Source organism: Saccharothrix isguenensis (genome assembly GCF_052936305.1).
This window is the reverse complement of record NZ_CP193626.1, coordinates 3,894,047-3,919,639: the sequence shown is the minus strand read 5'-3', so window position 1 is coordinate 3,919,639 and position 25,593 is coordinate 3,894,047. Positions and strand designations below refer to the sequence as shown.

Genomic DNA, 25,593 nt, shown 5'->3' with positions numbered 1-25,593 from the left:
CACGCGCGTCGCAGCAGGTGGAACGGATCACCGCCGCCTCCCGTCCCAGGCGGGGAGGTGCCGAGATGCTGCGGTACATGACGGTGGCGGGTGCGTTGTGCGCCGGGTTGGCGCCGTTGCTGTCCGGTGGGGTGCCCCGACCCGGGGCGGACGTCACGGTGATCGGGTTGGCGGTCGGGGTGGTGTCGGCAGCGGCGTTGGCGCTGGGCGGCCGTCGGTGGTCGCGGGCGACGGCGGCGGTCGTGGGTGTCGGGCTGGCGTCGGCGGTGTGGTGGCTGCTGCTGTCGGACCTGCTGACCGGTTTGACGGGCGACGACCTGCCGGTGCTGGCCGTGGGCTCGCTCGCCGTGGCTGCGGGCGCGATCGCGTCGGTGCGAACGCCGGGCGGATCGGCGGCGGAACGGCAGGCCGTGCCACCTGAGGCGGTGGTGGAGCCACCGGACCGGTGGGGTGTTCGGCCGGGCGGGGTGGTGACGGTGGTTGTCGTCGCGGCTGCGGCTCTGGTCGCGCCCTCGGCCGCCGACGCGGTGGTCGTCCGGTCCGAGACGCGCGAGGCCCGGGACTTCCCGGCGGAGCCCGTGGCGGAACGGCCGGGTGGGCGGCAGTGGGTGTGGCAGCCGCCGGCCGACGTGGTCGACGTCGTGCCGGCCGGGCACGGGGTCGCCGTGGCGTCGCGGGACGGGTCGGTGGTCGCCTTGAACGGCGCAGACGGGCGGGTGGAGTGGCGGTACGCGCGGCCCGGCGCGGCGGTGGGGACGCTGGTGGCGTCGGTGGACCGGCGGACGGTGCTCGTGTCGTTCCGGTCGGTGCGCGACACCAGGGTCCAGGCGGTCGTCGTGCTGGACGCGGACACCGGATCACCGCGCTTCGAGCTGGTGGTCCGGTCCGTGCTGGTCGAGACCGGTCAGGTCATGCCCGGCAGCCGGGTGTTGACGGTGCGCGACGGTCAGGCCATCACCGGTTACGACCTCGTCACGGGCGCGCGGCGGTGGGAGTGGGCGCCGCCGGCTGGCTGCACGTCCTGGTTCGGCCAGGTGGCGCGGGGTCGCACGACGGTGCTCGCGCCGGTGGAGTGCCCAGATTCGCTGGGCGTCCTGGCCCTGGACGAAGGGACCGGCCTGGAACGGTGGCGCCACGTGCTGCCGCGCGGTCCCGAGAACGGCGAGCGGCACGACGTCCTGCTGCGCGCTACTCGTGACGGTGCGGCGGTGGCGGTGCAGATGTACGGCGTGCGCGCCGCGCCGGACGCCGTGCCCCACGGTCTGCTGGACACCGAGACCGGCCGGGTGCTGGTCCGACCGGAACAGCCGTGGACCGTGCGCACCGACGTGGGCGTCAAGCCACTGCTGGAGCACCGGCAGGACGGCGGAGTGACCGAGGTCCACGCGCTCGACCCGGTCACCGGCACCGTCACGCCTCTCTCCGTCGAGGCCTGTCCGGCACGCTCCGCGGACACCACGACGAGCACCACCTACCTGCGCGCGTGCGGTGACACCGGCCGTGAGATGACCGTGGTGACGCAGTCCTTGGACGGCTCACCGCCCACGTCCACACCGGTCCGCCTGGACGGCTCGGGCTCGCGGTCCGACGTCCACCTCGTCGCCGCGCCCGGAGCGGTCGTGCTCACCCGCACGGCGTTCGGCGGCACCCCGTCCCCCGTGGTCGGTCTGACGGGCTGACCGACCGCCGGGGGGGTTCAGGTGAGCCGCGCGCTGATCGCCAACCGGTTGTAGGCGTTGACCACGGTCGCCACCCACACGACCTGCTGGACCCGCACCTCGCCGAGCGCGCTTGTCGCGGTGTCGAGGACGGCGTCCGGCACGTGGCCGTCGTGCACCAGCGTCACCGCTTCGGCCAACGCGAGGACCGCGCGCTCCACCTCCGTGAACGCCGGCGAGGTGCGCCACGAGGAGACATCGCGCACCTCCCCCGCCTGCGCGGCGGCGTCGGTGTGCAGCCGGGTGCAATACGTGCACCCGTTGATCTGCGAGCACCGCACCCGCACCAGTTCGACCAGCCCGACCGGCAGGTTCACGTCGTCAACGGCCTTGGCCAAGGCTCCCAACGCGGCGAACCCCGGCCCGGCGAACGGATCAAGTCCCATCGCCACCACCTCCTCGTGACAGTTGTTCGGCGGCCAGTCGGGTGACGGTGGGCAGGCAGACCTTCCCCGTCCGCCCCAACGGCAGTTCCGGCAGGACCAGCAGGTGTTCGGGCAGCTTGCGGCGGCTCACACCGCGTCCGCTCAGGAACGCCGTCAGCTGCCCCAGCGACGGCGGGATGTCCCCGGGACGCACGGCCACGCACGCGCACAGCCGCTCCCCCAGATCCCGGTCCGGCACCGGCACGCACACCGCCTCCGCCAGGGCCGGGTGCCCGCCGAGCGCCGACTCCACCTCGGCCGGGCTGATGGTGTAACCGCCGCGGATCACCACGCGCTTGAGCCGGCGGACCACGTGCAGGGTGCCGCCGGGATCGAAGAACCCCTCGTCACCGGTCCGCACCCAGCCGCCGGGCAGGCGGTGGCGCTCGTCCAGCTCCGGCGCGTCGACGTAGCACAGCGGTGTCATCGGGCCGAGCGCGCAGATCTCACCGTCCACGACCCGGATGTCGGTCACCGCCGGGTCGGGCCGTCCCACACCGTGCTCGGGCGTGGACGTGTGGCAGTTGACGCCGTCCGACGACCCGTAGATGTTGATCACCGGGCAGTCGAACGCCGCCCGCACGTCCGCCAGCGTCTCCGGCGTCAGCACGTCGCCGCTCGACACCGCGGCGCGCACCGACGCGCTGTCCGCAGTGGACTTCAAGGCGGCCATCCGGCGCAGCATCGTCGGCACGCCGAACACGTGCGTTGGCCGGTGCTCGGCCACCACCCGCCACGCCGCCGCCGCGTCGAACCGCCGCATCAACATCAACGTCCCGCCGAACCGGCACAGCGTGATCGCCGCGCCGAACGAGCCGAACGCCGAGGCCAGCGGCACCAGCACCAGGTCGCGCGGCACCGCCGTGGCACCGTGCACGGCCCGCACGTAGTTGCCGCGACCACCGGCGAAGGCGTTGTGCGAGTAGGCGACCAGCTTCGGCGCGGCCTCCGAGCCGGACGACACGAGCACGCGCGCCGGCGCCTCCGGGTCGACCTCGACCGGCGACAGCGGAGCGTCCCGGCGCGATTCCAGCGCGGCCGACACGTCGTTGATCACCGTGCTCGCCACCGGCGAACCGCCGTCGGGCAGGTGCACCGCCACCCCGCCGACCGCCGCCACCGCCAGCTCGGCCACCACCGCCTCCCGCCCGTTCGGCAGGTCGAGACCAATGATGTCGGACGGGCCGTACTCCCGGAGTGACGCGGCCAGCCTCCGCACGGAGCGGTCCAACGACGCGTAGTCCACCGACCCGGCGTCGTCGATCACCGCGGTCCGGCCGGGGTGCTCCACCACCCGGTCCCGGAACAGCGAGTACAGGTCCCGATCCGGGCAGTGCCCCGCCGCGACCCACGACCGGCGCAGCTCGGCGGGCACCAGGTCCCGCACCGTGACGCCGGTGGACGACGTCCACCTCATCCGAACTCCCACGCCGACACCGGCACCACGCACCCGTCCCGCACCAGTGCGCGGGAGAACCGCGGATCCCGCCCCAACTCCGCCAGGTCGGTGCACACCGGCACGCTCAACGACGCGGTGCACCGCCGCGACGCCCGTGCGTTCAACCGCGAGGCCGCCGACAGCAGCGACGACGCCACCGACTGCCCCACGCCGGACCTGATCCGCCGGCCGACGGCCTCCACGACCCCTCGGGCGCACACCACCCCGCCGAACACGTCCACGATCGTCATCAGGGACGGCGGCACCCCGGCGTGCGCCTGCACCACGAAGTCCGTGCCCAACGGCGGGCGGGGGCCCAGCGCGTCACCCCAGCCGGACGCGTGCGCGTACACGATCCCGGGGCGCGCCCGAGCGACCTCCCGTGCCGTCAGCCCCCACGCGGTGGCCTTGCCCGGCGCCCAGTTGTGCAGGAACACGTCCGCGCCCGACGCCAGCTCCAGCAGCCGACGCCGGCCGGCCACGGTGCCGAGATCCGCCTCGACCACCCGCTTGCCGCGGTTGAGGGCGTGGAAGCGGGCCGACACGTCACCGGACATCGGCGGCACGCCCCGCAGCGGATCGCCGCCCGGCGGCTCGACCCGCACCACGGACGCTCCGAGCTGCCACAGCAGGTGCCCGGCCAGCGGGCCTTGCACCCGCCGGCACGATTCCACCACCACCAGCCCGGACAGCGGCAGCCTCCCGGCACCGGCCAGGTCCCCGGCTGGCACGCCCCGCTGTCCACCGACACCGCACCGGTCGCCCGGATCCGGTACGGCGGCAGGTCGTCCACCGCTCGCCGCGCCACCCGCACCAGCGTCATACCGGTCACCGCGGCGACGTGCTCCAGCCGCGCGATCGGCAGTCTCGTGGTCAACCCCGTCAACTCCGGCGGCAACGGGCACGTCGCGGTGGCGAACCGGTGCTGGAACGGCCGCCACCCGGCCGCCACCGCAGCCGGATCGGCGTCCACCCCGGCCCAGAACCGCCGCCACACGTCCGCGTCCAACGCCTCGACCTCGAACGCCACCCCGTCCACCGACCGGAACGGCGGCCCGCCCACGCCCCGGCCCACCGGGTCCGGCTCGTCCGCCGTGGCCGCCGCCAGGTACTGCGACACCGCGAGCAACGCGGCCTGCGCGACCGACGTCGACACCGACCGCACCGGAACACCGCGCAGCCGCGCCACGTCGAGCGCGAGCCCACCGATCGAGTCCAGCTCGGCGGCCACGGTCGACGCGTAGTCCGAGCCGAGCGCGGTGGGCCGGCCGAACCGGCGTCCGTGCACGTGCATCAACCCGCACGCGGCCTGCACGTCCAGCTCGCCGGCCAGCGGCAGGTGCACCGGCCCCGACCACGGCACCGCCGTCACCGTCGACGTCACGCGGGCCGCCGTCCGTGCACGGAGTAGACGACCGGCGAAGCGGCCATGAACCTCGCGTCGGCCAGCACTTCGCGCACGGCCGCCAACTGCCCGTCCGTCATGCCCGCCGCGAGCAGGTTGTCCCGCAACATGTGCGTGCTGTGCGCGAGCAGCCGCACGCCCGGCGACCCGGCCCGCCACGGGTGCACGACCACCCGCGGGTCCACGTCGACCAGCCCGGCCCGCACCATCGCGCCGGCCGCCTTGCGCCCCCACGCGCCGTCCACGCCGAACGCGTCGAACACGCTCTCCTTGATCGCCAGGAACGTCTCGTACAGTTCGGCGGCCCGCCGGTCCGGCGCGAGCAGCACCGGGCTGTACGAGTTGTCGAACTCGTCCACCTGGAGCCACCCGCCGGGCTTGAGCGCGGCGACGAGCTTGCGCAGCACCGCGTCGCGCTCCGGCAGGTGCCGCAGCACCAGCCTCACGTGGACCAGGTCGAACTCGGCCTCGGGCAGCGGGTCGCACACCACGTCGTGCCGCAGCACGGTCAACCGGGGCCTGGGCGACACGTGGTCCGGCTGACCGTCCGTCGCCACCACCGTCGCGCCGCGCGCGGCCAGCCAGTGCGCCACGCTGCCGCCGCCCGCGCCGACGTTCAGGCACCGCCAGCCGGGCTTGACGCCGATCCGCGCCAGCCGGGCGAACGTCACCGGGTCGTACGCGGCGGCCAGGCAGCGGTGCTGCTCGGTCACGTGCGCCCGGTCGAACACGTACGTGGTCACGTCCACCGCCCGGTGCCGCACGTCTCCGCGCTGCCGACCAGCCGGGTGAGCAGGTCCAGCCGGCGGACCTTGCCGGTGGCGGTGCGCGGCACGTCGTCCCAGGCCAGCACGTGCGGATCGGCCATCGCGGGCAGGTCGGCCACCGCCCGCCGCCACACCGCCGGGTCCACCGGCCCTTCCGTCACCAGCACCGGGATCGGCGGCCGGCCCGGCGTGCCGAGCACGACGCACTCCACCACCTCCGGCAACCGGTCCTCGACCAGGTCCTCCACCTCCAGGCAGCTCAGCCCCGGCACCGCGTCCACCTCGCGGTCCAGCAGCCGCACCGCGCCCCCACGGGTCAGCACGGCGAGGTCGCCGGTGTTCCACCACGCCCCGTCGCTCTTGGCCTGCCACCGGTCCTGCTCGCCGAGGTACCCGGTGCACCGCGCCGCCGTCCGCGCCAGCACCAGCCCGCTCTGCCCGCGCGGCACGGGTTCGAACGTCACCGGGTCGACCACGCGCAGCTTCGTCCGACCGGGTACGGGACGCCCCAGGTCACGCGCGTCGAGCGACCGTTCGAGCGCACGCCGGGTGAGGAACCGGAACGTCAGCGGGCCGGTCTCGGTCTGCCCCCAGCCCTGCATCCACAGCGGGCGCTTGCGGCGGGACGCGTCGAGCATCGCGCGCATGGCCGGCGGGTGCATCGCGTCGTAGGTGCTGACGAACAGCCGGACGTCGCGGAACGGGTTGTCCGGCCGTGCCGCCAAGGGCTGCCACCGCACGTACGCCGAGGGCAGCGCCTCCACCGTCGTCGGCTGGTGCCGCGCCAGCACGGGGCGCGCCGCGGCCGGGTCGCTGAGCACGACGATCTTGCGCGGCGCGAGGCAGAACACACTGGCCGTCCAGCAGAACGTGCGGCCGTGCGCGTAAGAGCCGGCGTTGGCCACCACGTCGTCGCGGCGCACGCCGATCACCGGCCAGCGCACCGCCTCGAACCTGGCCAGCCGGTGCACGATCGTGCGGGTGGTGTGCACGACCAGCTTCGGCACGCCGGTGGTGCCGGACGTGTGGTTGACGATCAGCGGGTCGTCGTCGTGCCGGTGCCGGGGCACGGGCACCCGCGAGCCGCGGACGTCGTCCAGCGTCAACGCGCCGGGCATGGGCGGGCCGAGCGACAGCACCCGGCGCGCCAGGTCGACGGGCAGCACCCGGTCGGTCACCAGCACGGCCGGGTCCAGCCGCTTGAGCAGGATCTCCAGCACGTCGTCCGGCAGGTGCCCGGACAGCAGCGCCGGCACCGCGCCGAGCCGCACGGCCGCGCACGCGAGCAGGTCGTAGTCGTAGTGGTTGCGCTTCACCACCGCCACCCGGTCACCCCGCCGCGCGCCCGCCGCGTACAGCCAGCCGGCCGCCTCGCGCACCAGCCTGGCCAGTTGCGGCACGGTGTAGTCCACGACCGGTCCGCGGTCGGACGTCACGATGCCGGTGGGCGCGATGTCGAACGGCCGGTCCAGGTGGACGGTGGTGTGCGTGCGCCGCTCCGCCACCTCGTCGAACAGCGTGCCCATGTCGTGCGGCTTCATGCCAGCTGCCTCCTCGTGCCGGTGTCCGACGGGTTCAGGGCGAGCACCCGGGCGGCGGCCTGGCGACCGGATCGCACGGCGGCCTCGCTGTACGGGGCCAAGGCCACCCAGTCGCCCGCGTAGTCGACGACCCCGCCGACGCGGGCCGCGAACTCGCCGCGCAACGCCAGGGCGCGCGGTGTGGCCTCGGGCAGGCCGTGGCGGAACCGGTGCACGACCGAGCCCGTGACGCCCGTGCGCAACGCCGGCACGAACCGCCCGGCCTCGTCGGCGAGCACGCGCACCACCTCGTCGTCCGGCAGGTCGAGCAGCGCGGGCGCCATCGCCGGGCTCGCGATCACCGTGACCAGCCCGCATCCCGAAGGCGCCCGGTCGGGGTGCTTGACGTGGTCCAGCAGCACCACCGACACCGACCCGCTCTCCGACCTCGGCACGGCGATCAGGTACTCGCGCGACTCGGGGCGGTGGTCCAGCATCAGGTGCGCCTTCACCATCGGGGTGAACGTGCACGCGTCCAGGAACGGCCGCTCGTACGCCGGGGCGTTCACGTGGACCTGCCGCGCGACGGGCGCGGGCACCGCGAGCACCACGGACCGGGCGCGGAGCTCAGTGCCGTCACCGCTGATCCGGGCGGAACCCTGCCCGGCCACCACTTCCCGCACCGGGAACGACGTGGTGACGTCCAGTTGCGCGGCCAGCGCCCGCGCCGGCACGTCCATGCCGCCGTCGTAGGTGCGCCACGCCGTGGACGGTCCGATCGCGCCGAGCAGCCCCAGGAACGGCGCCGCGGCCGACCGTTCCGGCAGCCACCCGAAGAACCCGGACACCACCGGCTGGCACAGGTACTCCAGCACGTCGCGGTGGTACGGCGCGGCGAACTCGGCGATGGTCGCCATGCCCAGCGGGGACGTCTCCGGCCGTTCGGCGTCCACCGCTCCCAGGCCCCGGGTCGCCCGCAGGAAGTCCACCCGTGCCCGGACGGACAGGCCCGCGCCGGTCAGCAGGCCCAGCGGGTGCGCGACACCCCGCCGGACCCGGCCGCCACGCCACACGCCCACCTGCCGGCCGACCTTCGGCACGGCGCCCAGTCCCAGGCGCCGCAGCAGTTCCCACGTGTGCTGGTAGCCGTGGGTGGAGATCTGCTCGGCCCCGGTGTCGACCACGAACCCGTCCACGCGCCGCGTCGCCATCCGCCCGCCGACGTGGTCCGCCGCCTCGAACACCCGCACCTCGCGGCCCGCCCGCGCCAGCTCGTGCGCGGCGGCCAACCCGGCGATCCCCCCGCCGATCACGGCCACGTCGAGGTCGGTCACCGGATCACCAGGTTCACCACGACCAGCGTCACCACGGTCAGCCGGTGCACGTCGATGCCGATCCGCCGGGCCCGCAGGATGTCGTCCTCGCCGAACCCGACGCGCAACTGCCTGGCCCGCATCAGGATCGTGGGCAGCAGCGCGAGCGGGAACCACCACGGGCCGCCGACCAGCGGCAGCGCCAGGATGAGCAGCAGCTCGCACGCCGAGACGCCCACGACGAACAGCATGTTGCCGCGCGGCGACGTCAGGGCGGCCACGGTGGGCCGTCCGACCCGCCGGTCGCCCGCCACGTCGTTGGTGTTGGAGTAGACGCCGAACAGCAGCGGCCCCAGGCCGAAGATGAGCGCCTGCACGACGACCACGCCGTCCACTCCACCCGTGACCAGGCCGTACGGCGCGATGACCAGCGCCCAGCCCAGCGCGGCCAGGAAGAACTCCTGGAAGCCGCGGTAGCTCAGCTTCACGCCCCACGAGTACTGGAGCGCGAAGAAGTACGTCACCGCCACCAGCACGATCGTCCACATCGGACGGTGCGGCGCGATCGCCAGCGCGCCCAGCCACACCGCCGCGCCGACCGCCGCCGTGATCAGCCCGAACCGGAGCACCTGAGGCTCGGTGAGGGTGCCCGCGACGAGCGGTTTGCGGTTGAGCTTGCGGGCCGGGGCGTCCGGCGCGTAGTTCGCGATGTCACTGCCGTCCCGGTACCCGGTGAGGTCGTCCAGGGCGACCATCGCGACGATCACGAACACCTCGCCGACCAGGAACACCGCCATCGTGGCGAGCACGCCGCCGTCCAGCCGCAGCGAGGGCACGAGCAGCGCCCACACCACCAGGACGCCGAGGTAGTAGTCGACGATGTCGAGCTTGGCGAGCTTCACGTACGCACCGGTGGATCCGGGCGCGACGGTCGTCGTCATCGGGCCTCCTCAAGCCGTGGGACCGGATGTGGCCGCGAACCGGCACACTTCGTCGGCGATGTGCTCCACCTGCGCGTCCGTCAGGTGGGGGTGGATCGGGATGGCCAGCTGGCGCCGCGCCGCCGACGCGGCGGCGGGCCAGTCCCGGCCCGGCTGCGCGTGCTCGGCGAACGCGGGTTGGCGCGGCAGCGGCGCCTGGTAGTAGATGTGCGTGCCGATGCCGTGGGCGGTCAGGTGGTCGCGCAGCGCGTCACGCCGGTCGGCGAGCAGCGAGTAGACGTAGAAGCAGCGCCCGTCCCGGCCCGGTGGCGGCGCGAGCACGCCCCGCCCTCCCAGCCCGGCGAACCGGTCGGTGTAGTACTCGCCGATCCGCGCCCGCCGTTCGAGCCGTGCGGGCAGGGTGGCGAACCGGCGCAGCTGGAACGCGGCCATCACCTCGTCGAACCGGCTGTTGTAGCCGATCCGGTGGTGCACGAACCGCTGCGTGCCGTCCTGGCCGTGGTTGCGCAGCATCCGCACCACCCGGCCGAGCGCGGCGTCACCGGTGACGACCATGCCGCCCTCACCGGGCATGCCGAACGTCTTGACCTGGACGAACGAGAACACGCCCGCGTCACCCCAGGTCCCGGCCGGCCGCCCGGCGAGCACACCGCCCTGGCCGACCGCGGAGTCCTCCAGCAGCCGCACGCCCGCCTCGGTCGCGATCCGCCGCAACGCGGGCATGTCCGCCATCACCGAGAACACGTGCGCGGGCATGACGACCTTGGTGCGCTCGGTGACGAGCTTGTCCACCTCGGCCGGGTCGACGTCGGCGAACACCGGCGTCGCGCCCAGCAGCAACGGTGCGGACGCCAGCGGCGCGCACCCGTACGCGGGCACGATCACCTCGTCGCCCGGCCCCACGTCCATCGCGTGCAGCACCAGCGTCAACGCGGACGTCCCGCTGCCGCAGGCCACCGCGTCGGCGACGCCGAGCGAGTCCCGCAGCACCGCCTCGAACCCGGCCGTGCGCTCACCGAGGATGAACCGCTGGTCCGGCGCGAGGCCGACGTCCTCGACCACCTCCAGCAGCAGGTCGCCGTCGAACAGGTCCGGTGGGAAGAACGGGATGCTCACGCGGGCCGTCCGAGGTAGAAGGAGCGGATGGCGTCGCACACCCGGTCCACGTCGCCGAGCGGCAGGTCCGCGTAGAGCGGCAACGCGAGCGTGCGACGGCACGCCGCCTCCGCGTTCGGGAAGTCGCCGGGCCGGTGGCCGAGGTCGGCGAAGCACGGCTGGAGGTGCATCGGCACGGGGTAGTAGGTCTCCGTGCCGACACCGAGCCCGGCCAGGTGCGCCGCCAGCTCGTCCCGCCGGTCCACTTCGACCACGTACACGTAGAACACGCCGCGCACACTCCGCCGGCGGGTCACGACCGACGGCAGCTTCCGCACGCCGGGCACACCGGCCAGCGCCTCGGCGTACCGCTCGGCGAGCGCCGCCCGGCGGTGGACGTCCTCTTCCAGCCGGTCCAGCTTGACCAGCAGCACGGCGGCCTGGACGTCGTCCATCTTGCTGTTCACCCCGACCAGGCCGGTGGTGGTGGCGATGCCGGGGAAGTTGTCGATCGTGCGGCCGAACCGCCCGTGGTGGCGCAGCGCGCCCACCGCCTCGGCGATATCGGGGTCGTTCGTGACGACCGCGCCGGCGTCGCCGAGCGCGCCGAGGGTCTTGGTGGGGAAGAAGGACAGCACTCCCCCAGCGCCGAGCAGGCCCGCGTGCACGCCGTCGTAGCGCATGCCGATCGCTTCGGCGCTGTCCTCGACCACGGTCAGCCCCAGTTCGCGCGCCACCTCCCCCAGGCCCGTCATGTCCGCGAGGTGGTGGAACAGGTGCACCGGCATCACGAACCGGGCGCGCGGCCCGGCGACGGCGGCGACCGAGCCGGGATCGAGGCCGTAGCCGTCCGGCTCGATGTCCGCGAAGACCGGCCGCCCGCCCGCGAGCACCACCGAGGACGCCGACGCGATGAACGAGAACGCCGGCACCACCACCTCGTCACCGGGGCGCAGCCCGCACGCGCGCAGCAGAAGCACCAGCGCGTCGGTGCCGCTGTTCACGCCGATGACGTGGGCGGCTCCGGTGTACGCGGCCAGCGCGCCTTCCAGTTCGAGGACTTTGCTCCCGTGCGAGTACTTGCCGTTCTCGACCACTTCAACAATGTGCCTCCGCATTATCGGCCACAATCCTGAAAACGTCGCCGATTGCGTGAAGAATGGCACGGTCAGCGCACTCACCTCCGCGGTCACCGCTTCCGGGGGCGAGCGTATGGCAGGCGAACGGACGAACCCCCGATCGCGGCCGAGTTCACTCTTCCTGGTCAATTCAGCACCCTCGTGTTGACAGCTCCACCCCCATTAGGACAACGTCGGCACCGTCAATCAATGGGATCACTCATTCCCGATGCCTTCGATACCGGACGAGACAAGCCGGACGAGAGAAGACAGGGCTCACATAGTGCGGACACTCGTCGTGGGGTTGGGCCGGGCCGGGGCGGATCTGCACCTGCCGGTACTGACCAGGGCGCGGACCTCGGTCCGACAGCTGTTCGACGACCGGCAGATCGTGGCGTGCGACCCGCGTCGGCTGCCGGCGGAGCGGCCGGGCCTGGCGATGGTGGGCAGCCTCGCCGAGGCCGCCGCGCTGCTCGACCCGTCCGACACGGTGGCGCACGTCTGCACACCGCCGACCGTGCGCGCCGAGGTGATGGCCGAGCTGGCCGAGCGCGGCTTCCGCAACGTGATCTCGGAGAAGCCGCTCGCCTCCGACACCGACGACCTCGCCCGGCTGACCAGGCTGCGCCGCAAGCACGGCCTGCGGATCGCGGTCGTGGAGCCGTGGCTGACCAGCTCGCTCACCGTGCGGCTCATCGAGCTGGTCCGCGGCGGCACGCTCGGCGAACCCCGGTCGATCTCGATCGTGCAGAACAAGCCGCGCTTCCGCCGCTCGCTCACCAGGCCCAGCCACCTGACCGCGTTCGACGTGGAGCTGCCGCACGGCGTGGCCCTGGCCCTGCGGCTCGCGGGCAGCGCCCGCGTCACGCACGCCGCCGGGTACGACCTGGCCGTGGGCGACGTGGTGGTGCCGCGGATGGGCGGCGCGCGGATCGGCCTGCGGCACAACAGCGGGGTGCGCACGGAGATCAGCTCGGACCTCACGTCACCGGTGCGTGAGCGCCGGATCACGGTGGAGTTCGAGCGGGGCAGCGCGATCGGCCACTACGCGGTGAGCGACGACGACGACCACTCCCAGCTCACCGTCACCGTCAACGGGCGCAGCGAGCACGAGGTGCTGCGCGACGATTCCCTCACCGAGTGGATGCTCCGCGCGTACCGGCTCTTCCAGGCCGCCAGCGACCAGCACGCGCGCGGGTTCGCGTTCGCCACGGACGTGGTGCAGCTGCTGTCGGTGGCCAAGAACATCTGCGCCGAGCCGGTGATACCGGCCGCGCGCGGTGAGGCGTCGCCCGGCCCGGTGGCCGCGCATGTCCGCTGAGCCCGTGCTGGCCGGCATCACCGACGAGGCGGCGCCGGACCTGGCCGGTCAGCTGGCGGTGCTCGCCGAGCTGGGCTGGTCGCACATCGAGCTGCGCACGGTGGACGGCCGCGCGATCGCGGACCTGGACGACGCGGAGTTCTCGGTGGTGGCGAAGACGCTGGCCGCGTGCGACGTCAGGGTGGTGTGCCTGGCGTCGCGGATCGGCGGCTGGGCCCGCCCGATCACCACCCCGTTCGACGACGACCTGGCCGAGCTGGACGTGCTGCTGCGCCGGTGCGCCGAGCTGGGCACCCGGTACGTGCGGATCATGTCGTACCCGAACGCGGGCCTGTCCGAGCGGCGGTGGCGCGACAGGGCGATCACGCGGGTCGCGATCCTCGCCGAGCGTGCCGAGGCGGCCGGTGTCGTGCTGCTGCACGAGAACTGCTCCGGCTGGGCGGGGATGAGCGCCGAACGCGCGCTCGGTCTGCTCGCCGCGGTGGGCAGCCCGGCGTTGAAGCTGCTGTTCGACACCGGCAACGGCCTCGCGCACGGCTACGACGGGTACGCGTTGCTGCGGGAGGTCGTCGCGCACGTCGAGCACGTGCACGTCAAGGACGCCTTCGACGACCGGTTCGTGCTGCCCGGGTCCGGTGAGGCGAGGGTGGCGGACTGCGTGGCGTTGTTGCGCGCCAACGGTTACCGGGGCGCCTGGTCGCTGGAACCGCACGTGTCGCTGCTGCCGCACGCCTCCGGCGCGCTCGCCCCGGACGCGGCGTCCGCGTTCGTCGCGGCCGGTCGGGCCATGGCCGGGCTGGTGCGGTGATCGGGTTCGTGCGGTGATCGACCAGGATCGGGAGCTGCTGCTCCACCTGCTCGCCCTTCCCACCGCCGGCCCGTTGGAGACGACCGCCGAGGTCCGCCTGTGGGACGCGATGGACGCGTACGCGGAAGCCGCCGAGGACTTCGGGATGCGGACCGTCCACCTCGGTGCGGCGCGGGAGGCGGACGTGCTGCGGCACGACGTGCCCGCCGTGGTCCGCGAGGCGATCGCCGAAGACCCGGACTTCCTGGAACGGCAGCCGAGCCTGGTGCTGCGCGTCGGCGAGGCCGCGCCGACCGTGATGTTCAACGTGCACCTGGACACGGTCGCGCCGTTCGAGCCGGTCGGCTTCGACGGCGTCCGGTTCCACGGTTGCGGCGCGATCGACGCGAAGGGCCCGGCCGTGGCGTTGCTGGCCGGCGTTCGCGCCGCGCTGGCCGACCCGGCGGTGGGGCGGGACGTGAGCGTGCTGATCCAGGCGGTGTCCGGCGAGGAGGGCGGCGCGATGGGCGTGTTCGGCACCCGTCCGCTGGTCGAGGCCGGTTTCCACGGCAGCCTCAACGTGTTCTGCGAGCCCACCGACCTGCGTTACCTGCCCCGGTCCACGGCCGCGATGACGGCGTGCGTCCGGGTGTGCGGCGAGGACGCGATCGACGACCGGCCGCAGGCCGGGCACAACGCGTCGGTGCTGCTCGGTTTCCTCGGCCAGCACCTCGCCGGCGCGCTGGCCGGGCGGGTGGCCGACGGGCAGGTGTGCGTGGCGGGCCTGCACACCGGCCGCATGCACAACCGCGTGTACGGCACCGGCGAGCTGCTGCTGAACCTGTCCTACGGCAGCACCGCGTCGGCCCGGGTGCTGGCCGTGGCGCTGGACGCGGCGCTGCGCGAAGGGCTGGCCGCGTTCACCACCCGGTTCCGCGGTCTGCCGCCGTTCCACCGCACCGCCGTCGACGCCGCCGCCATCACCCGGCTGGAGTGGCGCAAGCGCGGCCTGCCCGCGCTGCCGCCGCAGGACGTCCCGCTGCTGGACGGCGTCGTGCCGCGCTGGCCCGCGCACGAACCAGCGTTCACCTGCGACGCGATCTGGCTGGCCGACGTGCCGGGCGCGCGGACCGCCGTCCTCGGCCCCGGATCGCTGGACGCCAACAACGCCCACGCGCGCGGCGAACACGCCGACGTCGCCGACCTCGACCGGTTCACCGACGTGGTCCGGGACGTCGTCGTGCGGTTCGCGCGGAACGGAGGAACATGACCGTCCTGGTGCCCTACCCGACCCTGCTGGCCACCGTCACCGGTGTTTTCCGCGAGCGCGGGATGCCGCCCGACCGGGCCGCGGTCGCCGCGGAGGCGTTGTGCCACGGCGACCTGACCGGGATGAGCACGCACGGCCTGGTGAACCTGACCAGGCTGTACCTGCCGCTGTTCGACTCGGGCCGCACGGACCCGGCCGCCGACATGGCGGTGATCGCCGACCTGGGCGCGTCCGTGCTGGCCGACGCGCGGAAGGCGTTGGGGCTGTGGTCCGCGTCCCAGGCGATGGAGCTGGCCGCTGCGCGGGCGGCGCGGTACGGGATCGGCATGGTCACGTTGCGCGGCGCGACGCACATCGGGTGCGCCGGGCACCACGCGGCGCGGGCGGTGGCGCACGGCATGGTGGGGTTGGTCGTCTCGAACTGCGGTGGGCAGCGCATCGCCCCGCCGCCGGGCGGCCGGGAGCCGATGCTGGGCACGAACCCGCTCGCGTTGGCGTGCCCGGCGGGCGACCGGCCGCCGTTCGTGCTGGACATGAGCACGACGGTGGTCCCGACGGGTCGGGTGCGGGCGGCGGCCAGGGCGGGTGAGGAGATCCCGCCCGGGTGGCTGGCCGCGGACGACGGGACGCCCGTGACCGATCCGGCCGCGTTCGACCGGGGTGACGGCCACCTGCTGTGGCTGGGCGGCGCGCCCGAGACGGGCGCCTACAAGGGTTTCGGGCTGGGGCTGCTGGTCGAGGTGCTGGCCGCGCTGGTGCCGGGCGCGGCGACCGGACCGACGTCGTCCGCGTCGCGGGACGACGACATCGGGGTGACCGCGTTGGCGTTCGCGCCGTCCGCGCTGCGGTCCGGGTTCGCCGACGACGCGTCGGCGCTGTTCGGTGCGGTCGTGCGGGCGCTGCCCGTGGACCCGCGCGAGGCGGTCACGTATCCCGGCTGGCACGAGGGTGAACGGGCGCGGTGGCGGCGGGCGCACGGCGTGCCCGTGCCGGAGGAGCTGTACGAGGAGCTGCGCGCGGTCGCGCCGGAGCTGCGGGAGGCCGGGTGACCCCCGACGTGATCCGGTTGGGCGTGGTGGGGCTCGGGGTGATCTCGCGGTTCTACCTGGCCGCGATCGCCTCCTCCCCGCGCTTCGAGCTGGCCGCCGTGTGCGATCCCGACGAAGCGGCGACCGCCGGGCACCGCGTGCCCGCGTACCGGTCCCACCGGGCGATGCTCGACGCGGGCGGCGTGGACGCGGTGGTGGTGACGGCGCCGAACGACGTCCACGCCGGTGTCGCGCTGGACGCCATCGCGTGCGGCCTGCCGGTGTGCGTCGAGAAGCCGCTGGCCACCACCCTGCGGGACGGTCTGGCGGTGGCCGAGGCGGCGCGGGCGCGGGACGTGGCGCTGTTCACCGCGTTCCACCGCCGGTACAACGCGAACGTGCTGGCGTTGCGGGACAAGCTGACCGGTGGCGCGCCGATCGCCGAGCTGACCGTGCGCTACCTGGAGCGGATCGAGGAGCACGTCGGCCGCGACCGCTGGTACCTCGACCCGGCGCGGTCCGGCGGCGGGTGCGTGGCGGACAACGGGCCGAACGCGCTGGACCTGGTCCGGCTGTTCCTCGGTGAACCGATCCTGGAGTCGGCGCGGATCACCCGCGCGGCGGGCGTCGACCGGCACGCCGTCCTGCACGTGCGCGGCACCGCGCCGGCGCTGGTGGAGCTGGACTGGTCCCACCCCGGCGAGACCAAGGACGTGACGGTCCGGCTGACCGACGGGACGGTGCTGCACGCGGACATGCTCGCCGGGTTCGACGAGTTCAAGGGCTCGCTGTGGCACGAGTACACCGGCGTGCTGCACGACTTCGCGAGGGCCGTGCCGCTGCGGTCCGCGTGGCGGGACGGCGGCCTGGCCGCGTTGGACCTGGTGGACGAGGCATACCGACGAGAGGGCGCGTGATGGTGGAGGACGGCGACAAGCGGGCGGTCGGCAGCCGGGTGGTGAAGGTCCTGGTGCACCGCCGCGACGACCGCGGGATGAGCCTGGAGCCGTTCGCGAGCCGCTGCGTGCGCCGCGGCGAGGTGCACGAGCTGGTGGCCACGGACCACGACGACACCGCACCGGGCGCGCGCGTCGACCGGGTCGCGTTCGTCGGTTTCGTGGAGATCGCCAACGCGGGCGTGATCGACCGGGGCGACGAGGTGTGGTGCGACGGCGGGCTGGTCGGCACCGTGCTCGGTTTCGACGCCTGCCACCACCCGAACCACTACAACATCCTGATCAGCACCCCCACTCCGCGCACCGGCCCGGAACTCGGCCTCCGACCCGAGATGGGCGTGGTGTTCAGCCCGGCCGTCGTCCCCGCCTCCTGACCCACCCCACTGAGCGGAACGGCGCCCCGGGATCATCCCCGAGGCGCCGTTCGCGTGTGTCAGGTCAGTGGCCGAGCAGCGGCACGTCCAGGGTGCCGAAGTGGTAGGCGCGCACCGCGCTCACCAGCTCTTCCACGGTCAGCGTCCCGCTGCCGTTGGTGTCGATGGTGCGGAACGCCTCGACGGCGGACGAGGCGTCCACGCCGATCGCCTCCAGCCACTTGCGGAACTCGGACGGGCTCACCTCGCCGTCGCCGTCGGTGTCGGACAGGCCCACCATGGCCGCGACCGTCGGCCGGACCACCCGGTTGAAGCCGGCGTCGCCCTCGGCGAACACCTGCGCCTCGACGACGCTCAGGAACTGGTCCTCGGTCATCGCGCCATCCGCACCGACGCCGGCCTTGGTCGCCAGGAACTCGAACATCGAGATGTAGGCGTCGACCAGCGCACGCGCCTGCGGCGACGACTCGTCCTCGCCGAAAGCCTTGATGATGCGGATCGCCTCGGCCTCGTAGTCGGACTTCTCGATCCGACCGTTGCCGTTGACGTCCCACTTCTCGAAGCGCTTCTTGAGCCGATCGTTCTTGACCGTCGTGGACATGACCATTCGGGACTCTCCTCGGAGTTGGAGCAGTGGTGAAAAAATGGTGAAAAGGTGTCGGAACGTGGATCGGGCAGAACTGGCGCGCGAATCCGGTATCCGGACCGGCACCCCGGCCGGGGGTCATCTCACAACCGCATGACCTCCCCTCCCGGAACGCTGCCCGTGACGTCGAGCAGCAGCCGTGCCTTCCTCGCCAGGTGGCCGAGGTCGTAGCCGCTGTGCGCGACGAGCAGCACGGTGGCGTCGCTCGTGCGCAGCGCGGAGTCGAGGTCGGCGACGGGCGGGCCCAGCGCGGGCACGTCACCCGCCATCGGGTCGTGGTAGCCCACCACCGCGCCGAGCGCGCGCAGTTCGTCGGCGATCCGGAACGCGGCGGACTCACGCGTGTCCGGCACATCGGCCTTGTACGACACGCCGAGCAGCAGGATGCGCGCCCCCGCCACCGGCAAGCCCTCACGGATCAGCAGCCGCACCGCGCGTCCGACCACGTAGGACGGCATCGCCGCGTCCACCCGCCGGGCGGCCTCCACCACACCGAGCCGGGCGCCCTCGCGGCGGGCCTTGTCCAGCAGGTAGCGCGGGTCGATCGGGATGCAGTGGCCGCCGACGCCCGGACCGGGGGTGAACGACTGGAAGCCGAACGGCTTGGTGGCCGCGCAGTGCAGCACGTCCCACACGTCCACGCCGAGCCGGTCGCAGAACACGGCGATCTCGTTGACCAGCGCGATGTTCACGTACCGGTAGGTGTTCTCCAGCAGCTTGGCCATCTCGGCCTCACGCGTGCCCCGCGCCACCACGACCGTGTCGACGAACCGGGTGTAGAAGGTGGCGCAGTGCTTGGCGCACAACGGCGTGTGCCCGCTCACCACCTTGGGCGTGTTGCGGATGCCGTACTGCCGGTTGCCGGGGTCGACGCGCTCGGGCGAGTAACCGAGCGGGAAGTCCTCGCCGGCCACCAGGCCGTGCCGCTCCAGGATGGGCCGCAGCACCTCGTCGGTGGTGCCGGGGAAGCTGGTCGACTCCAGGACCACCAGCGTCCCGGGCCTCAGGTGGTCCGACACGGTCTCGGCGGCGGCGCGGACGGCACCCAGGTCCGGTCGGCCGTCGGCGCCCAGCCCGGTCGGCACGCAGATCACCACGACGTCGGCCTCGGCGATCACCGAAGGGTCGGCCGTGGGGGTGAACCCCCTGGCGCGCATGGCACGCAGCTCGGTGGACGACACGTCCAGCACGTGCGAGCGGCCCTCGGTGAGCGTGCGGACCACGTCCGGGTTGGTGTCGTACCCGGCCACCGCCATACCCGCTGCAGTGGCCGCCGCCGCGAGCGGCAGGCCGACATAGCCGACTCCGACCACGACCAGATCGAAGGACACGTGCGCCTTTCCATTTCATCGGTTGGTGGTTTCAGACACACAGGTCAAGCCAAGGAAGGGCGAGCCCAGGGGGTCGAATTTCGAATGGGTCGAGCCCGGGGCGGGTCAAGAGCCCACGTAGGTCGAGCTCCGGGCTTCACGCGCGGAATGCGGCTCCGAGGGGCAGCACGTGCGTGCCGTACCCCTCCCCCACCGTCAGCAGGGGCATGAGGCACCGCTGGTCGCTGAAGATCGTCACGTCGTCGTCGGTCAGGTTGGCGAGCACGTGCGCGCCGTCCGGGAGTGCCTTGCAGCCATGGGGGTTCTTGTACGTCTCAAGTGGAACGGTCTCCACCGAGAACACCACCACCTGACCGGTGGCCGCCTGCGCCACCGGGGCGGCGGAGCCAGCAGGACGACGGACGCCAACCCACCGAGCACGACACCGAACACGCGTTTCACGGTTGCCTCCACACCTCGTTTCATTGCTGTCCGCAAGCTAACAGTCACCCAGAGCAAGAAGCGTCGATCGAACCGAACACCACTCGGGCAGGTTGCGACCGGCGGCGAGAGTTCATCCGGTTGGTCACGCCACACGTGACCGCAGTGGTCGTCGGTGACCCGGAAATCGGTGGTGTTCACGAGTTCGGGGTACTCCGGGCCGACTTTCCCCCGGTCAAGACGAAGATCAGATGCAGGACGTCACGACGACCCCGGGATCACCTCCGACACCGGTGGACGTCCACTTTCGCCGAAGTGGACCGGGACACCGGCGGCGGTCCTGCCTAGGGTCCGAAGATCACCTTCTTCGACTGGAGACACCGTGCTGGACACCGTGCTGGACGACGAGCTGGACGACGTGCTCGACGCGACGACCCGTTACGCGGCTTCGATCCTGGCCGACCTGCCCACCCGCGCGGTCGTGCCCGCAGTCGACACGGCACCACGGCCCGAACCACTCCCGCTGCCCGCGTCCGGGGTGGGTTTCGCCGGCGCGCTGGACCTGTTCACCCGGCGCTGGGCACCGGGCTTCTCCGGCTCGGCCGGTCCCCGGTACCTCGGTTTCGTCACCGGCGGCAGCACCCCTGCGGCGGTCGCCGGCGACTGGCTGGCCACGGCCTTCGACCAGAACCCGGCCGCGTCCGACGGATCCAGCGCCCCGGACCTGGAACGGGAGACCGTCCGGTGGCTGGCGTCGATGTTCGGACTCGGCGACGACCACTCCGGTGCTTTCGTCACCGGCGCGACGATGTCGAACTTCGTCGGTCTGGCACTGGCCCGCGAATGGCTGGGCGAACAGGTCGGGGTCTCCGTGGCGCAGTCCGGCGTCGCCGCGCTCGGACCGGTGAAGGTGTACTCCGGCGCACCGCACTCCAGCACCTACAAGGCTTTGTCGATGCTGGGCCTCGGCCGGGACAGCCTGCGGCCGGTGCCCACCCTGCCCGGACGGGAGGCGGTCGACGTGTCGAGGTTGGCCGCCGAACTCGACGGAACGCCCGCCATCGTCGTCGCCAACGCCGGCACCGTGAACACCGCCGACTTCGACGACCTGCGCGCCCTGCTCGAACTCAGGTCGCGGCACCCGTTCTGGCTGCACGTCGACGCCGCGTTCGGCGGGTTCGCCGCCCTCTCCCCCGACCACGCCCACCTGGTCGACGGCTTGGCCGAGGCCGACTCGGTGTGCGTGGACCTGCACAAGTGGCTCAACGTGCCGTACGACTCGGCCGTCCAGTTCACCCGCCGCCGCGACCTCCAGGTCCAGGTCTTCCGCAACTCCGCCGCCTACCTCGGCCTGCCCACCGGCAACCCGGACTTCGTCCACCTCACCCCGGAGAACTCCCGCCGCCTCCGCGCCCTCGCCGCCTGGTTCACCCTGACCGCCCACGGGCAGGACGGCCACCGCCGGATCGTGGAGCGGTGCGTCGACCTGGCCCACCGGCTCGGAGACCTCCTGGCCGACACGGCGGCCGTGCGCCTCCTGGCACCGGTCCGGCTGAACGTCGTGTGCTTCACCCTCGCCGACTCGCCCACCCCGGAACGCGTCGCCGAAGCCGCCCGCCGCATCGCCGCCGCCGGCACCACCTTCCTCACCCCGACCGTCTACGACGGACAGCCGGCCCTGCGCGCGGCCTTCAGCAACTGGCGCACCGGACCCGCCGACCTGACCGCCGTCCACACCACGATCGCCGCCGCGTGCGAAGGCCTCCAGGCGCCGCCCGCGGTGTGACGTTGAGTCAACGCCGATCAGGAGGTCCCGCTTCGGCGCGGTGGCTGTCCGTCGATGTGGTTGTCGCCGGGCGGACACGGCGCGGTCACGGGTACATCGGAGACAGGGCGACGGATGTTCCGCGCCCGTGATCACATCGTGGAAGGAGTTCGTCATGGGTATGAGGGATTGGAAGGTCTGGGGTGCCGGCTTCGAGGACGACACGGTGACGGTGACGATGGAGGAACAGGAGGCGCTGTCGGAGTTGGAGGAGCAGGCGCCGCCGGCGGCGAGTTGACGTGACGCGGGTGGAGGGCCGGTCACCGCCCTCCACCCGCGCGTGACCACCCCCACGGCACCTCCACCACACTCCGAGGGAGTCCCCATGAGCCCACCCCCGACCACCGAGGCGCGCGTTGCCGGGACCGGCATCGGCGCGCAGTCCGGTGAGCGCGCCGTCGACCTCGACCGAGCCTGGTGGCACGGGCGGAACGCGGTCGAGGAGTTGGGCCTGACCGCCCACCCGAGGCCCGTGCCACCGGACGACCCCGGCGCGTGGTGGTGCGCGCTGCACCGCGACGGCCGTCCAACGCCCCAGGGGTACGGCGCGGGCAAGGGCACCGACGCCGCCGCCCGGGTCGGCGCGCTGTTCGAAGCGCTGGAGCACCACGTCAGCAGCGAGATCCCCTGGGACCGGTTGCGGGTCGCCGGCGCGCACGAGGTCGCCGACGGGCTCACCGGCGACGCCGCGCTCGCCCTGCTGGCCGCCGGACCCGACCGGCCACTGGCGTGCCTGCCCTACCGCGACCTGCTCGACGGCTCGCAACGCCTCCTGCCCGTGGTGCTGTCCAGTCCCGACTACCTGCACCCGGGACTGGCCGCCGCCCGCGCCGCGCTCGGCGACTCCTACGACTACTCGGCGGCCCGCCGCTACTGCTTCAACAACGGCTGGGCCGCCGGCACCACCCCCGTCGAGGCCACCGTGCACGCCGTCAACGAGATCATCGAGCGCGACGCGATGTCGCTGCTGCTGATCGAACGGTTCCTCGCACCGACGCCCGCACCGCTGCGCGCGGTGCGCCCCGACACCCTCCCCGCGGACGTGGCCGAACTGCACCGACGCGCACAGGACCTGGTACGGCGACCGGTGCACCTGATCGACATGACCACCGACCTCGGCGTGCCCGCGTACTGGGCGCACGTCCCCGCGGACGCCGGTCTACCCGCCCGCCTCCGCGGCTGCGGGGCTTCGCTGTCGGCCCGCTACGCCGCCGAACGCGCCCTCACCGAACTGATACAGGCACACAGCGTCACCACCCACGAACCCGAGCGTGAAGAGGCACGCCGCGTGCACACCACCGCCCACCCGGCGTTGCACCGCTGCCACCTGGCCGACCTGACCGGACCGGGCGAGGTGCGCGACGTCGCCTTCGCCGACACCGACGCGCCCGGCACACCGCAGGACCACCTCGACACCCTGCTGCACCGACTCCACCGCGCCGGACACCGCGCGTGGACCTGGCAGCAGCACGTCACCGACCATTTGGCCGTCCTCAACGTCTGCGTCCCCGGCCTGGAGCGGTTCGTGCTCGTCACCGACGGCGCCCTCGTCCTACCCGGACGGCGCGGACTCGCCCACCGCACCGCACCGACGCGCGGGTGAAGGTCAGGAGAGGGTCGGCAGGACGTCGGTGGCGACGGTATCCAGGATCGCCTCGTCACCGGCGAACGGACCCGACTCCCTCGGCCACGGGAGCAGCACGTCGGTGAAGCCCAGCTCGTCCGCCCGACCCAGGAAGTCGTGGAGGCACTCGACGCTCGACAGGGCGTAGACCGGCGCGGCGTCGGTCTGGAGGAAGCGGCGGACCGAGGCGGGGGGCCGGGACTCGGCCGCCAACGCGTCGTCGAAGCGGGTCGGCAACGCGGCCACCGACTTCCACCACCCGTCGAGCGTGTCGTAGCGGGAGCCGATGGTCACCCAGCCCTGACCCAACCTGGCGGCCAGGGCCAACGCCTTCGGACCGTTCGCCGCCACCAGGAACGGCGTTCGCGGGCGCTGCACACAACCCGGCGCGTTACGGGCGCCGACGGCCGTGTAGTACTCACCGGAGTAGTCGACCCTCTCCCGCGTCAGCAAAGCGTCCAGGAGCTCCACGAACTCCTCGAAGCGGCGCGATCGACTGGCCGGCGCGGTCGTGCCGCCGAACACCTCCACGTCGTACCCGCCCAACCCGCCCGCGCCGACGCCCACCGTCAACCGGCCGTCCGACAGGTCGTCCAGCGCCGTCACGTCCCGCGCGAACGGCACCGGGTGGCGGAAGTTCGGCGACGCCACCATGAAGCCCAACTCGATCCGCGACGTCACCTGCGCCGCCGCGCTCAACGTCGGCACCGAGCCGAACCACGGACCGTCCACCAGTGGCCCCCAACCGAGGTGGTCGAACGTCCACGCGTGGGCGAACCCGTACGCCTCCGCCGCCTGCCACCTCGGCTTCGCCTCGGCCCAGCGGTACTCCGGCAGGATGGTGATCCCGACCTTCACGACTACCCCCTCTGAACAGGTGCCGTGTTCAGTCGAACAGAATCGACGTTCAGAGTCAACGGCAAAGGTCCGGCGGACGCGACAACGCCCGCCCCGGCCGTGAACGAGACGGCGGGGCGGGCGTTCTCACCGGACCGGACGGGGTCTAGCCCCAGATCGACGCCGCCCACTCCGGGTGGTCGATGAACGGGTTCCGATTGCGCTGGTAGCTGTCGTAGATGACCTGGTTGCGGCGCTTCTCGAACGCGTCCGGCGGGTCCTGCGCGTTCCACTGGAGCAGCACCGACAGCCGGCCGTGGTACGGCGCCGTGCCGTTGTTGACGTTGTTGTTCATCTCCAGGTCCACGTAGCCGTCACCACCCTCGTACCGCACCGCCATGTAGAACAGCATCCGGGCGACGTCGCCCTTCACGGCGTTGCGCGGCTCCCACGAGTCGGAGTCGGTGTAGTTGCCGGGCGCCTCGCTCACCGGCGAGCCACCCATGTCGAAGTCCTTGTTGCCCCGCGTGGAGTTCACCGACACGTCCGTCGGCCGCAGGTGGTGGATGTCGGTGCCCGGACCGGTCGCGGTGCCGAAGTCGCCGTGCGACTTGGCCCAGACGTGCTCGCGGTTCCAGTCGTTCGGGTCACCGCCGTTGAGGGTCTTGCTCTGTGACCGCCCCGAGTACAGCAGGATCACGTTGGCACTGTTGTTCGGGTCCTCGTCCGTGACCTTCAACGCGTTCCACACCTGGTCGTACGACAGCTTGGTGTTGGTGCGGATGATCCCGTTCAACGCCGTCTTCAGCGACGCGCCGGACTTGCCGATCGCGTTGCGGTAGTACGTGGTGTCGTAGCCGCCACCGGAACTCGTGGTCGTGGTCGTGGTGGCGGTGGTCGTCGTGGTCGGCGACGTGCCGGCGTGGGCGAACGCGGTCGGCGACGTCAGGCCGGGGTGCGAGAAGTACGCCGTCAGCGGGCCGGTCACGTCGATCCGCGCGCCGAGCAGGCCGGGGTTGGTGCGCAGGCCCCACTGGGCCCGGAACGCCGACGTGATCTGCACGTACAGCATCTGGCTCGTGCTGGTCTGCGTGGGCGAGTCGGCCAGCGCCAACGCGTAGTCGGACGGGAAGTTCGACCGCACGACGGTGTTGGTGGCGGTGGGCTGCCCCACGACGTAACCCCGGACGGTGGCGGACGCGCCCGTCTGCTGGCCGATGGCCTGGGCGACGGTGATCGGCGTGGCCGCGGCGGCGGTGGGGATCAGCAGGGCCGCCGCGATGGCGACGACGGAAACGACAACAGCGAGCGGATTCAGCAGGGGTCGCACGATTGGGTGTCTCCTCCCGGGCGCGGCGGCGCAGGGTGGCCGCACCCAGGGAGGATCCCATGAAAGATCACTCGTTCGAGTGAATGATCAACGAACGTTCGGGA

Annotated in this window: 25 protein-coding genes and 1 pseudogene; 11 read left to right on the top strand and 15 right to left on the bottom strand. The window is 72.9% G+C overall.

The window, feature by feature from the left end:
- Positions 1 to 65 precede the first annotated feature (65 nt).
- Positions 66 to 1,679 (top strand): outer membrane protein assembly factor BamB family protein, encoded by a 1,614-nt coding sequence (locus ACRAKI_RS17830; RefSeq protein WP_447008226.1) that lies wholly within the window; start codon positions 66 to 68, stop codon positions 1,677 to 1,679.
- 17 nt (positions 1,680 to 1,696) lie between these two features.
- Here the strand turns inward: ACRAKI_RS17830 and ACRAKI_RS17825 are convergent, their stop codons facing one another.
- Genes ACRAKI_RS17825 through ACRAKI_RS17815 form a run of 3 tightly spaced genes read right to left on the bottom strand, consistent with a single transcriptional unit; the run spans position 1,697 to position 4,312 of the window.
- Entirely contained in the window at positions 1,697 to 2,104 is a 408-nt protein-coding gene (locus ACRAKI_RS17825) for a carboxymuconolactone decarboxylase family protein (RefSeq protein ID WP_447008225.1), read from the bottom strand.
- Entirely contained in the window at positions 2,094 to 3,560 is a 1,467-nt protein-coding gene (locus ACRAKI_RS17820; protein WP_447008224.1) for a class I adenylate-forming enzyme family protein, read from the bottom strand. Before ACRAKI_RS17820 ends, ACRAKI_RS17825 begins: the two co-directional genes overlap by 11 nt.
- Entirely contained in the window at positions 3,557 to 4,312 is a 756-nt protein-coding gene (locus ACRAKI_RS17815; protein ID WP_447008223.1) for a CoA transferase, read from the bottom strand. Before ACRAKI_RS17815 ends, ACRAKI_RS17820 begins: the two co-directional genes overlap by 4 nt.
- Positions 4,313 to 4,450: 138 nt before the next feature.
- On the opposite strand from ACRAKI_RS17815, the gene ACRAKI_RS17810 reads away from it, so the two are divergent.
- Positions 4,451 to 4,825: a hypothetical protein gene (locus ACRAKI_RS17810; protein ID WP_447008222.1), complete on the top strand. Its 375-nt coding sequence runs from the start codon at positions 4,451 to 4,453 to the stop codon at positions 4,823 to 4,825.
- 136 nt (positions 4,826 to 4,961) lie between these two features.
- Here ACRAKI_RS17810 and ACRAKI_RS17805 read toward each other — a convergent pair whose 3' ends face one another.
- The 6 genes from ACRAKI_RS17805 to ACRAKI_RS17780 are packed head-to-tail and all read right to left on the bottom strand — an operon-like array spanning position 4,962 to position 11,740.
- Positions 4,962 to 5,729 carry a class I SAM-dependent methyltransferase gene (locus tag ACRAKI_RS17805; protein WP_447008221.1) on the bottom strand — a complete coding sequence of 256 codons (768 nt, stop codon included), beginning with the start codon at positions 5,727 to 5,729 and terminating at the stop codon, positions 4,962 to 4,964.
- Positions 5,726 to 7,294 carry a class I adenylate-forming enzyme family protein gene (locus ACRAKI_RS17800; protein ID WP_447008220.1) on the bottom strand — a complete coding sequence of 523 codons (1,569 nt, stop codon included), beginning with the start codon at positions 7,292 to 7,294 and terminating at the stop codon, positions 5,726 to 5,728. The genes ACRAKI_RS17805 and ACRAKI_RS17800 overlap by 4 nt, the downstream gene beginning before the upstream one ends.
- On the bottom strand, positions 7,291 to 8,607 hold the full coding sequence (locus ACRAKI_RS17795) for an NAD(P)/FAD-dependent oxidoreductase (protein ID WP_447008219.1): 1,317 nt from the start codon (positions 8,605 to 8,607) through the stop codon (positions 7,291 to 7,293). Before ACRAKI_RS17795 ends, ACRAKI_RS17800 begins: the two co-directional genes overlap by 4 nt.
- Positions 8,604 to 9,527 carry a UbiA family prenyltransferase gene (locus ACRAKI_RS17790; RefSeq protein ID WP_447008218.1) on the bottom strand — a complete coding sequence of 308 codons (924 nt, stop codon included), beginning with the start codon at positions 9,525 to 9,527 and terminating at the stop codon, positions 8,604 to 8,606. Before ACRAKI_RS17790 ends, ACRAKI_RS17795 begins: the two co-directional genes overlap by 4 nt.
- Positions 9,528 to 9,536: 9 nt before the next feature.
- On the bottom strand, positions 9,537 to 10,643 hold the full coding sequence (locus ACRAKI_RS17785) for a DegT/DnrJ/EryC1/StrS family aminotransferase (protein WP_447008217.1): 1,107 nt from the start codon (positions 10,641 to 10,643) through the stop codon (positions 9,537 to 9,539).
- Positions 10,640 to 11,740, bottom strand: a complete 1,101-nt coding sequence (locus ACRAKI_RS17780) for a DegT/DnrJ/EryC1/StrS family aminotransferase (RefSeq protein WP_447008216.1) — start codon at positions 11,738 to 11,740, stop codon at positions 10,640 to 10,642. Before ACRAKI_RS17780 ends, ACRAKI_RS17785 begins: the two co-directional genes overlap by 4 nt.
- Positions 11,741 to 12,023: 283 nt before the next feature.
- On the opposite strand from ACRAKI_RS17780, the gene ACRAKI_RS17775 reads away from it, so the two are divergent.
- From ACRAKI_RS17775 to ACRAKI_RS17750, 6 genes are read left to right on the top strand one after another with little or no spacing between them, the layout of a single operon-like run.
- Entirely contained in the window at positions 12,024 to 13,061 is a 1,038-nt protein-coding gene (locus ACRAKI_RS17775) for a Gfo/Idh/MocA family protein (protein WP_447008215.1), read from the top strand.
- Positions 13,051 to 13,869: a sugar phosphate isomerase/epimerase family protein gene (locus ACRAKI_RS17770; RefSeq protein WP_447008214.1), complete on the top strand. Its 819-nt coding sequence runs from the start codon at positions 13,051 to 13,053 to the stop codon at positions 13,867 to 13,869. The genes ACRAKI_RS17775 and ACRAKI_RS17770 overlap by 11 nt, the downstream gene beginning before the upstream one ends.
- 13 nt (positions 13,870 to 13,882) lie before the next feature.
- Complete coding sequence (locus ACRAKI_RS17765; protein ID WP_447008213.1) at positions 13,883 to 15,118, top strand: M20/M25/M40 family metallo-hydrolase; 1,236 nt, start codon at positions 13,883 to 13,885, stop codon at positions 15,116 to 15,118.
- The gene (locus ACRAKI_RS17760; protein ID WP_447008212.1) at positions 15,115 to 16,167 is read left to right on the top strand and encodes an Ldh family oxidoreductase; all 1,053 of its coding nucleotides are present in this window, start codon (positions 15,115 to 15,117) and stop codon (positions 16,165 to 16,167) included. Before ACRAKI_RS17765 ends, ACRAKI_RS17760 begins: the two co-directional genes overlap by 4 nt.
- Positions 16,164 to 17,063, top strand: coding sequence for a Gfo/Idh/MocA family protein (locus ACRAKI_RS17755; RefSeq protein WP_447008211.1), 900 nt, complete (start codon positions 16,164 to 16,166; stop codon positions 17,061 to 17,063). The genes ACRAKI_RS17760 and ACRAKI_RS17755 overlap by 4 nt, the downstream gene beginning before the upstream one ends.
- On the top strand, positions 17,063 to 17,476 hold the full coding sequence (locus tag ACRAKI_RS17750) for a DUF6917 domain-containing protein (RefSeq protein ID WP_447008443.1): 414 nt from the start codon (positions 17,063 to 17,065) through the stop codon (positions 17,474 to 17,476). The genes ACRAKI_RS17755 and ACRAKI_RS17750 overlap by 1 nt, the downstream gene beginning before the upstream one ends.
- A 64-nt stretch (positions 17,477 to 17,540) precedes the next feature.
- Here the strand turns inward: ACRAKI_RS17750 and ACRAKI_RS17745 are convergent, their stop codons facing one another.
- The 3 genes from ACRAKI_RS17745 to ACRAKI_RS17735 form a co-directional block, all read right to left on the bottom strand.
- Positions 17,541 to 18,077, bottom strand: coding sequence for an EF-hand domain-containing protein (locus ACRAKI_RS17745; protein WP_447008210.1), 537 nt, complete (start codon positions 18,075 to 18,077; stop codon positions 17,541 to 17,543).
- 128 nt (positions 18,078 to 18,205) lie between these two features.
- A complete protein-coding gene (locus ACRAKI_RS17740; RefSeq protein WP_447008209.1) occupies positions 18,206 to 19,453 on the bottom strand; it encodes a nucleotide sugar dehydrogenase in 1,248 nt (415 codons plus the stop codon).
- A gap of 136 nt (positions 19,454 to 19,589) precedes the next feature.
- A complete protein-coding gene (locus tag ACRAKI_RS17735) occupies positions 19,590 to 19,826 on the bottom strand; it encodes a hypothetical protein (RefSeq protein ID WP_447008208.1) in 237 nt (78 codons plus the stop codon).
- Positions 19,827 to 20,255: 429 nt separating this feature from the next.
- On the opposite strand from ACRAKI_RS17735, the gene ACRAKI_RS17730 reads away from it, so the two are divergent.
- From ACRAKI_RS17730 to ACRAKI_RS17720, 3 genes are all read left to right on the top strand, one after another.
- Positions 20,256 to 21,659 (top strand): pyridoxal phosphate-dependent decarboxylase family protein, encoded by a 1,404-nt coding sequence (locus ACRAKI_RS17730; RefSeq protein WP_447008207.1) that lies wholly within the window; start codon positions 20,256 to 20,258, stop codon positions 21,657 to 21,659.
- A gap of 154 nt (positions 21,660 to 21,813) precedes the next feature.
- Positions 21,814 to 21,936 carry a hypothetical protein gene (locus tag ACRAKI_RS17725; RefSeq protein ID WP_447008206.1) on the top strand — a complete coding sequence of 41 codons (123 nt, stop codon included), beginning with the start codon at positions 21,814 to 21,816 and terminating at the stop codon, positions 21,934 to 21,936.
- 87 nt (positions 21,937 to 22,023) lie between these two features.
- A complete protein-coding gene (locus ACRAKI_RS17720) occupies positions 22,024 to 23,301 on the top strand; it encodes a YcaO-like family protein (protein ID WP_447008205.1) in 1,278 nt (425 codons plus the stop codon).
- Positions 23,302 to 23,304: 3 nt separating this feature from the next.
- Here ACRAKI_RS17720 and ACRAKI_RS17715 read toward each other — a convergent pair whose 3' ends face one another.
- From ACRAKI_RS17715 to ACRAKI_RS17705, 3 genes and pseudogenes are all read right to left on the bottom strand, one after another.
- Positions 23,305 to 24,180 (bottom strand): LLM class flavin-dependent oxidoreductase, encoded by an 876-nt coding sequence (locus ACRAKI_RS17715; protein WP_447008204.1) that lies wholly within the window; start codon positions 24,178 to 24,180, stop codon positions 23,305 to 23,307.
- A 145-nt stretch (positions 24,181 to 24,325) separates the two neighbouring features.
- On the bottom strand, positions 24,326 to 25,108 hold the full coding sequence (locus tag ACRAKI_RS17710; protein WP_447008442.1) for an endonuclease I family protein: 783 nt from the start codon (positions 25,106 to 25,108) through the stop codon (positions 24,326 to 24,328).
- Positions 25,100 to 25,489: pseudogene (locus ACRAKI_RS17705) on the bottom strand (DUF6359 domain-containing protein); the annotation flags it as partial. The pseudogene ACRAKI_RS17705 and the gene ACRAKI_RS17710, both read right to left, overlap by 9 nt.
- Positions 25,490 to 25,593: the final 104 nt, after the last annotated feature.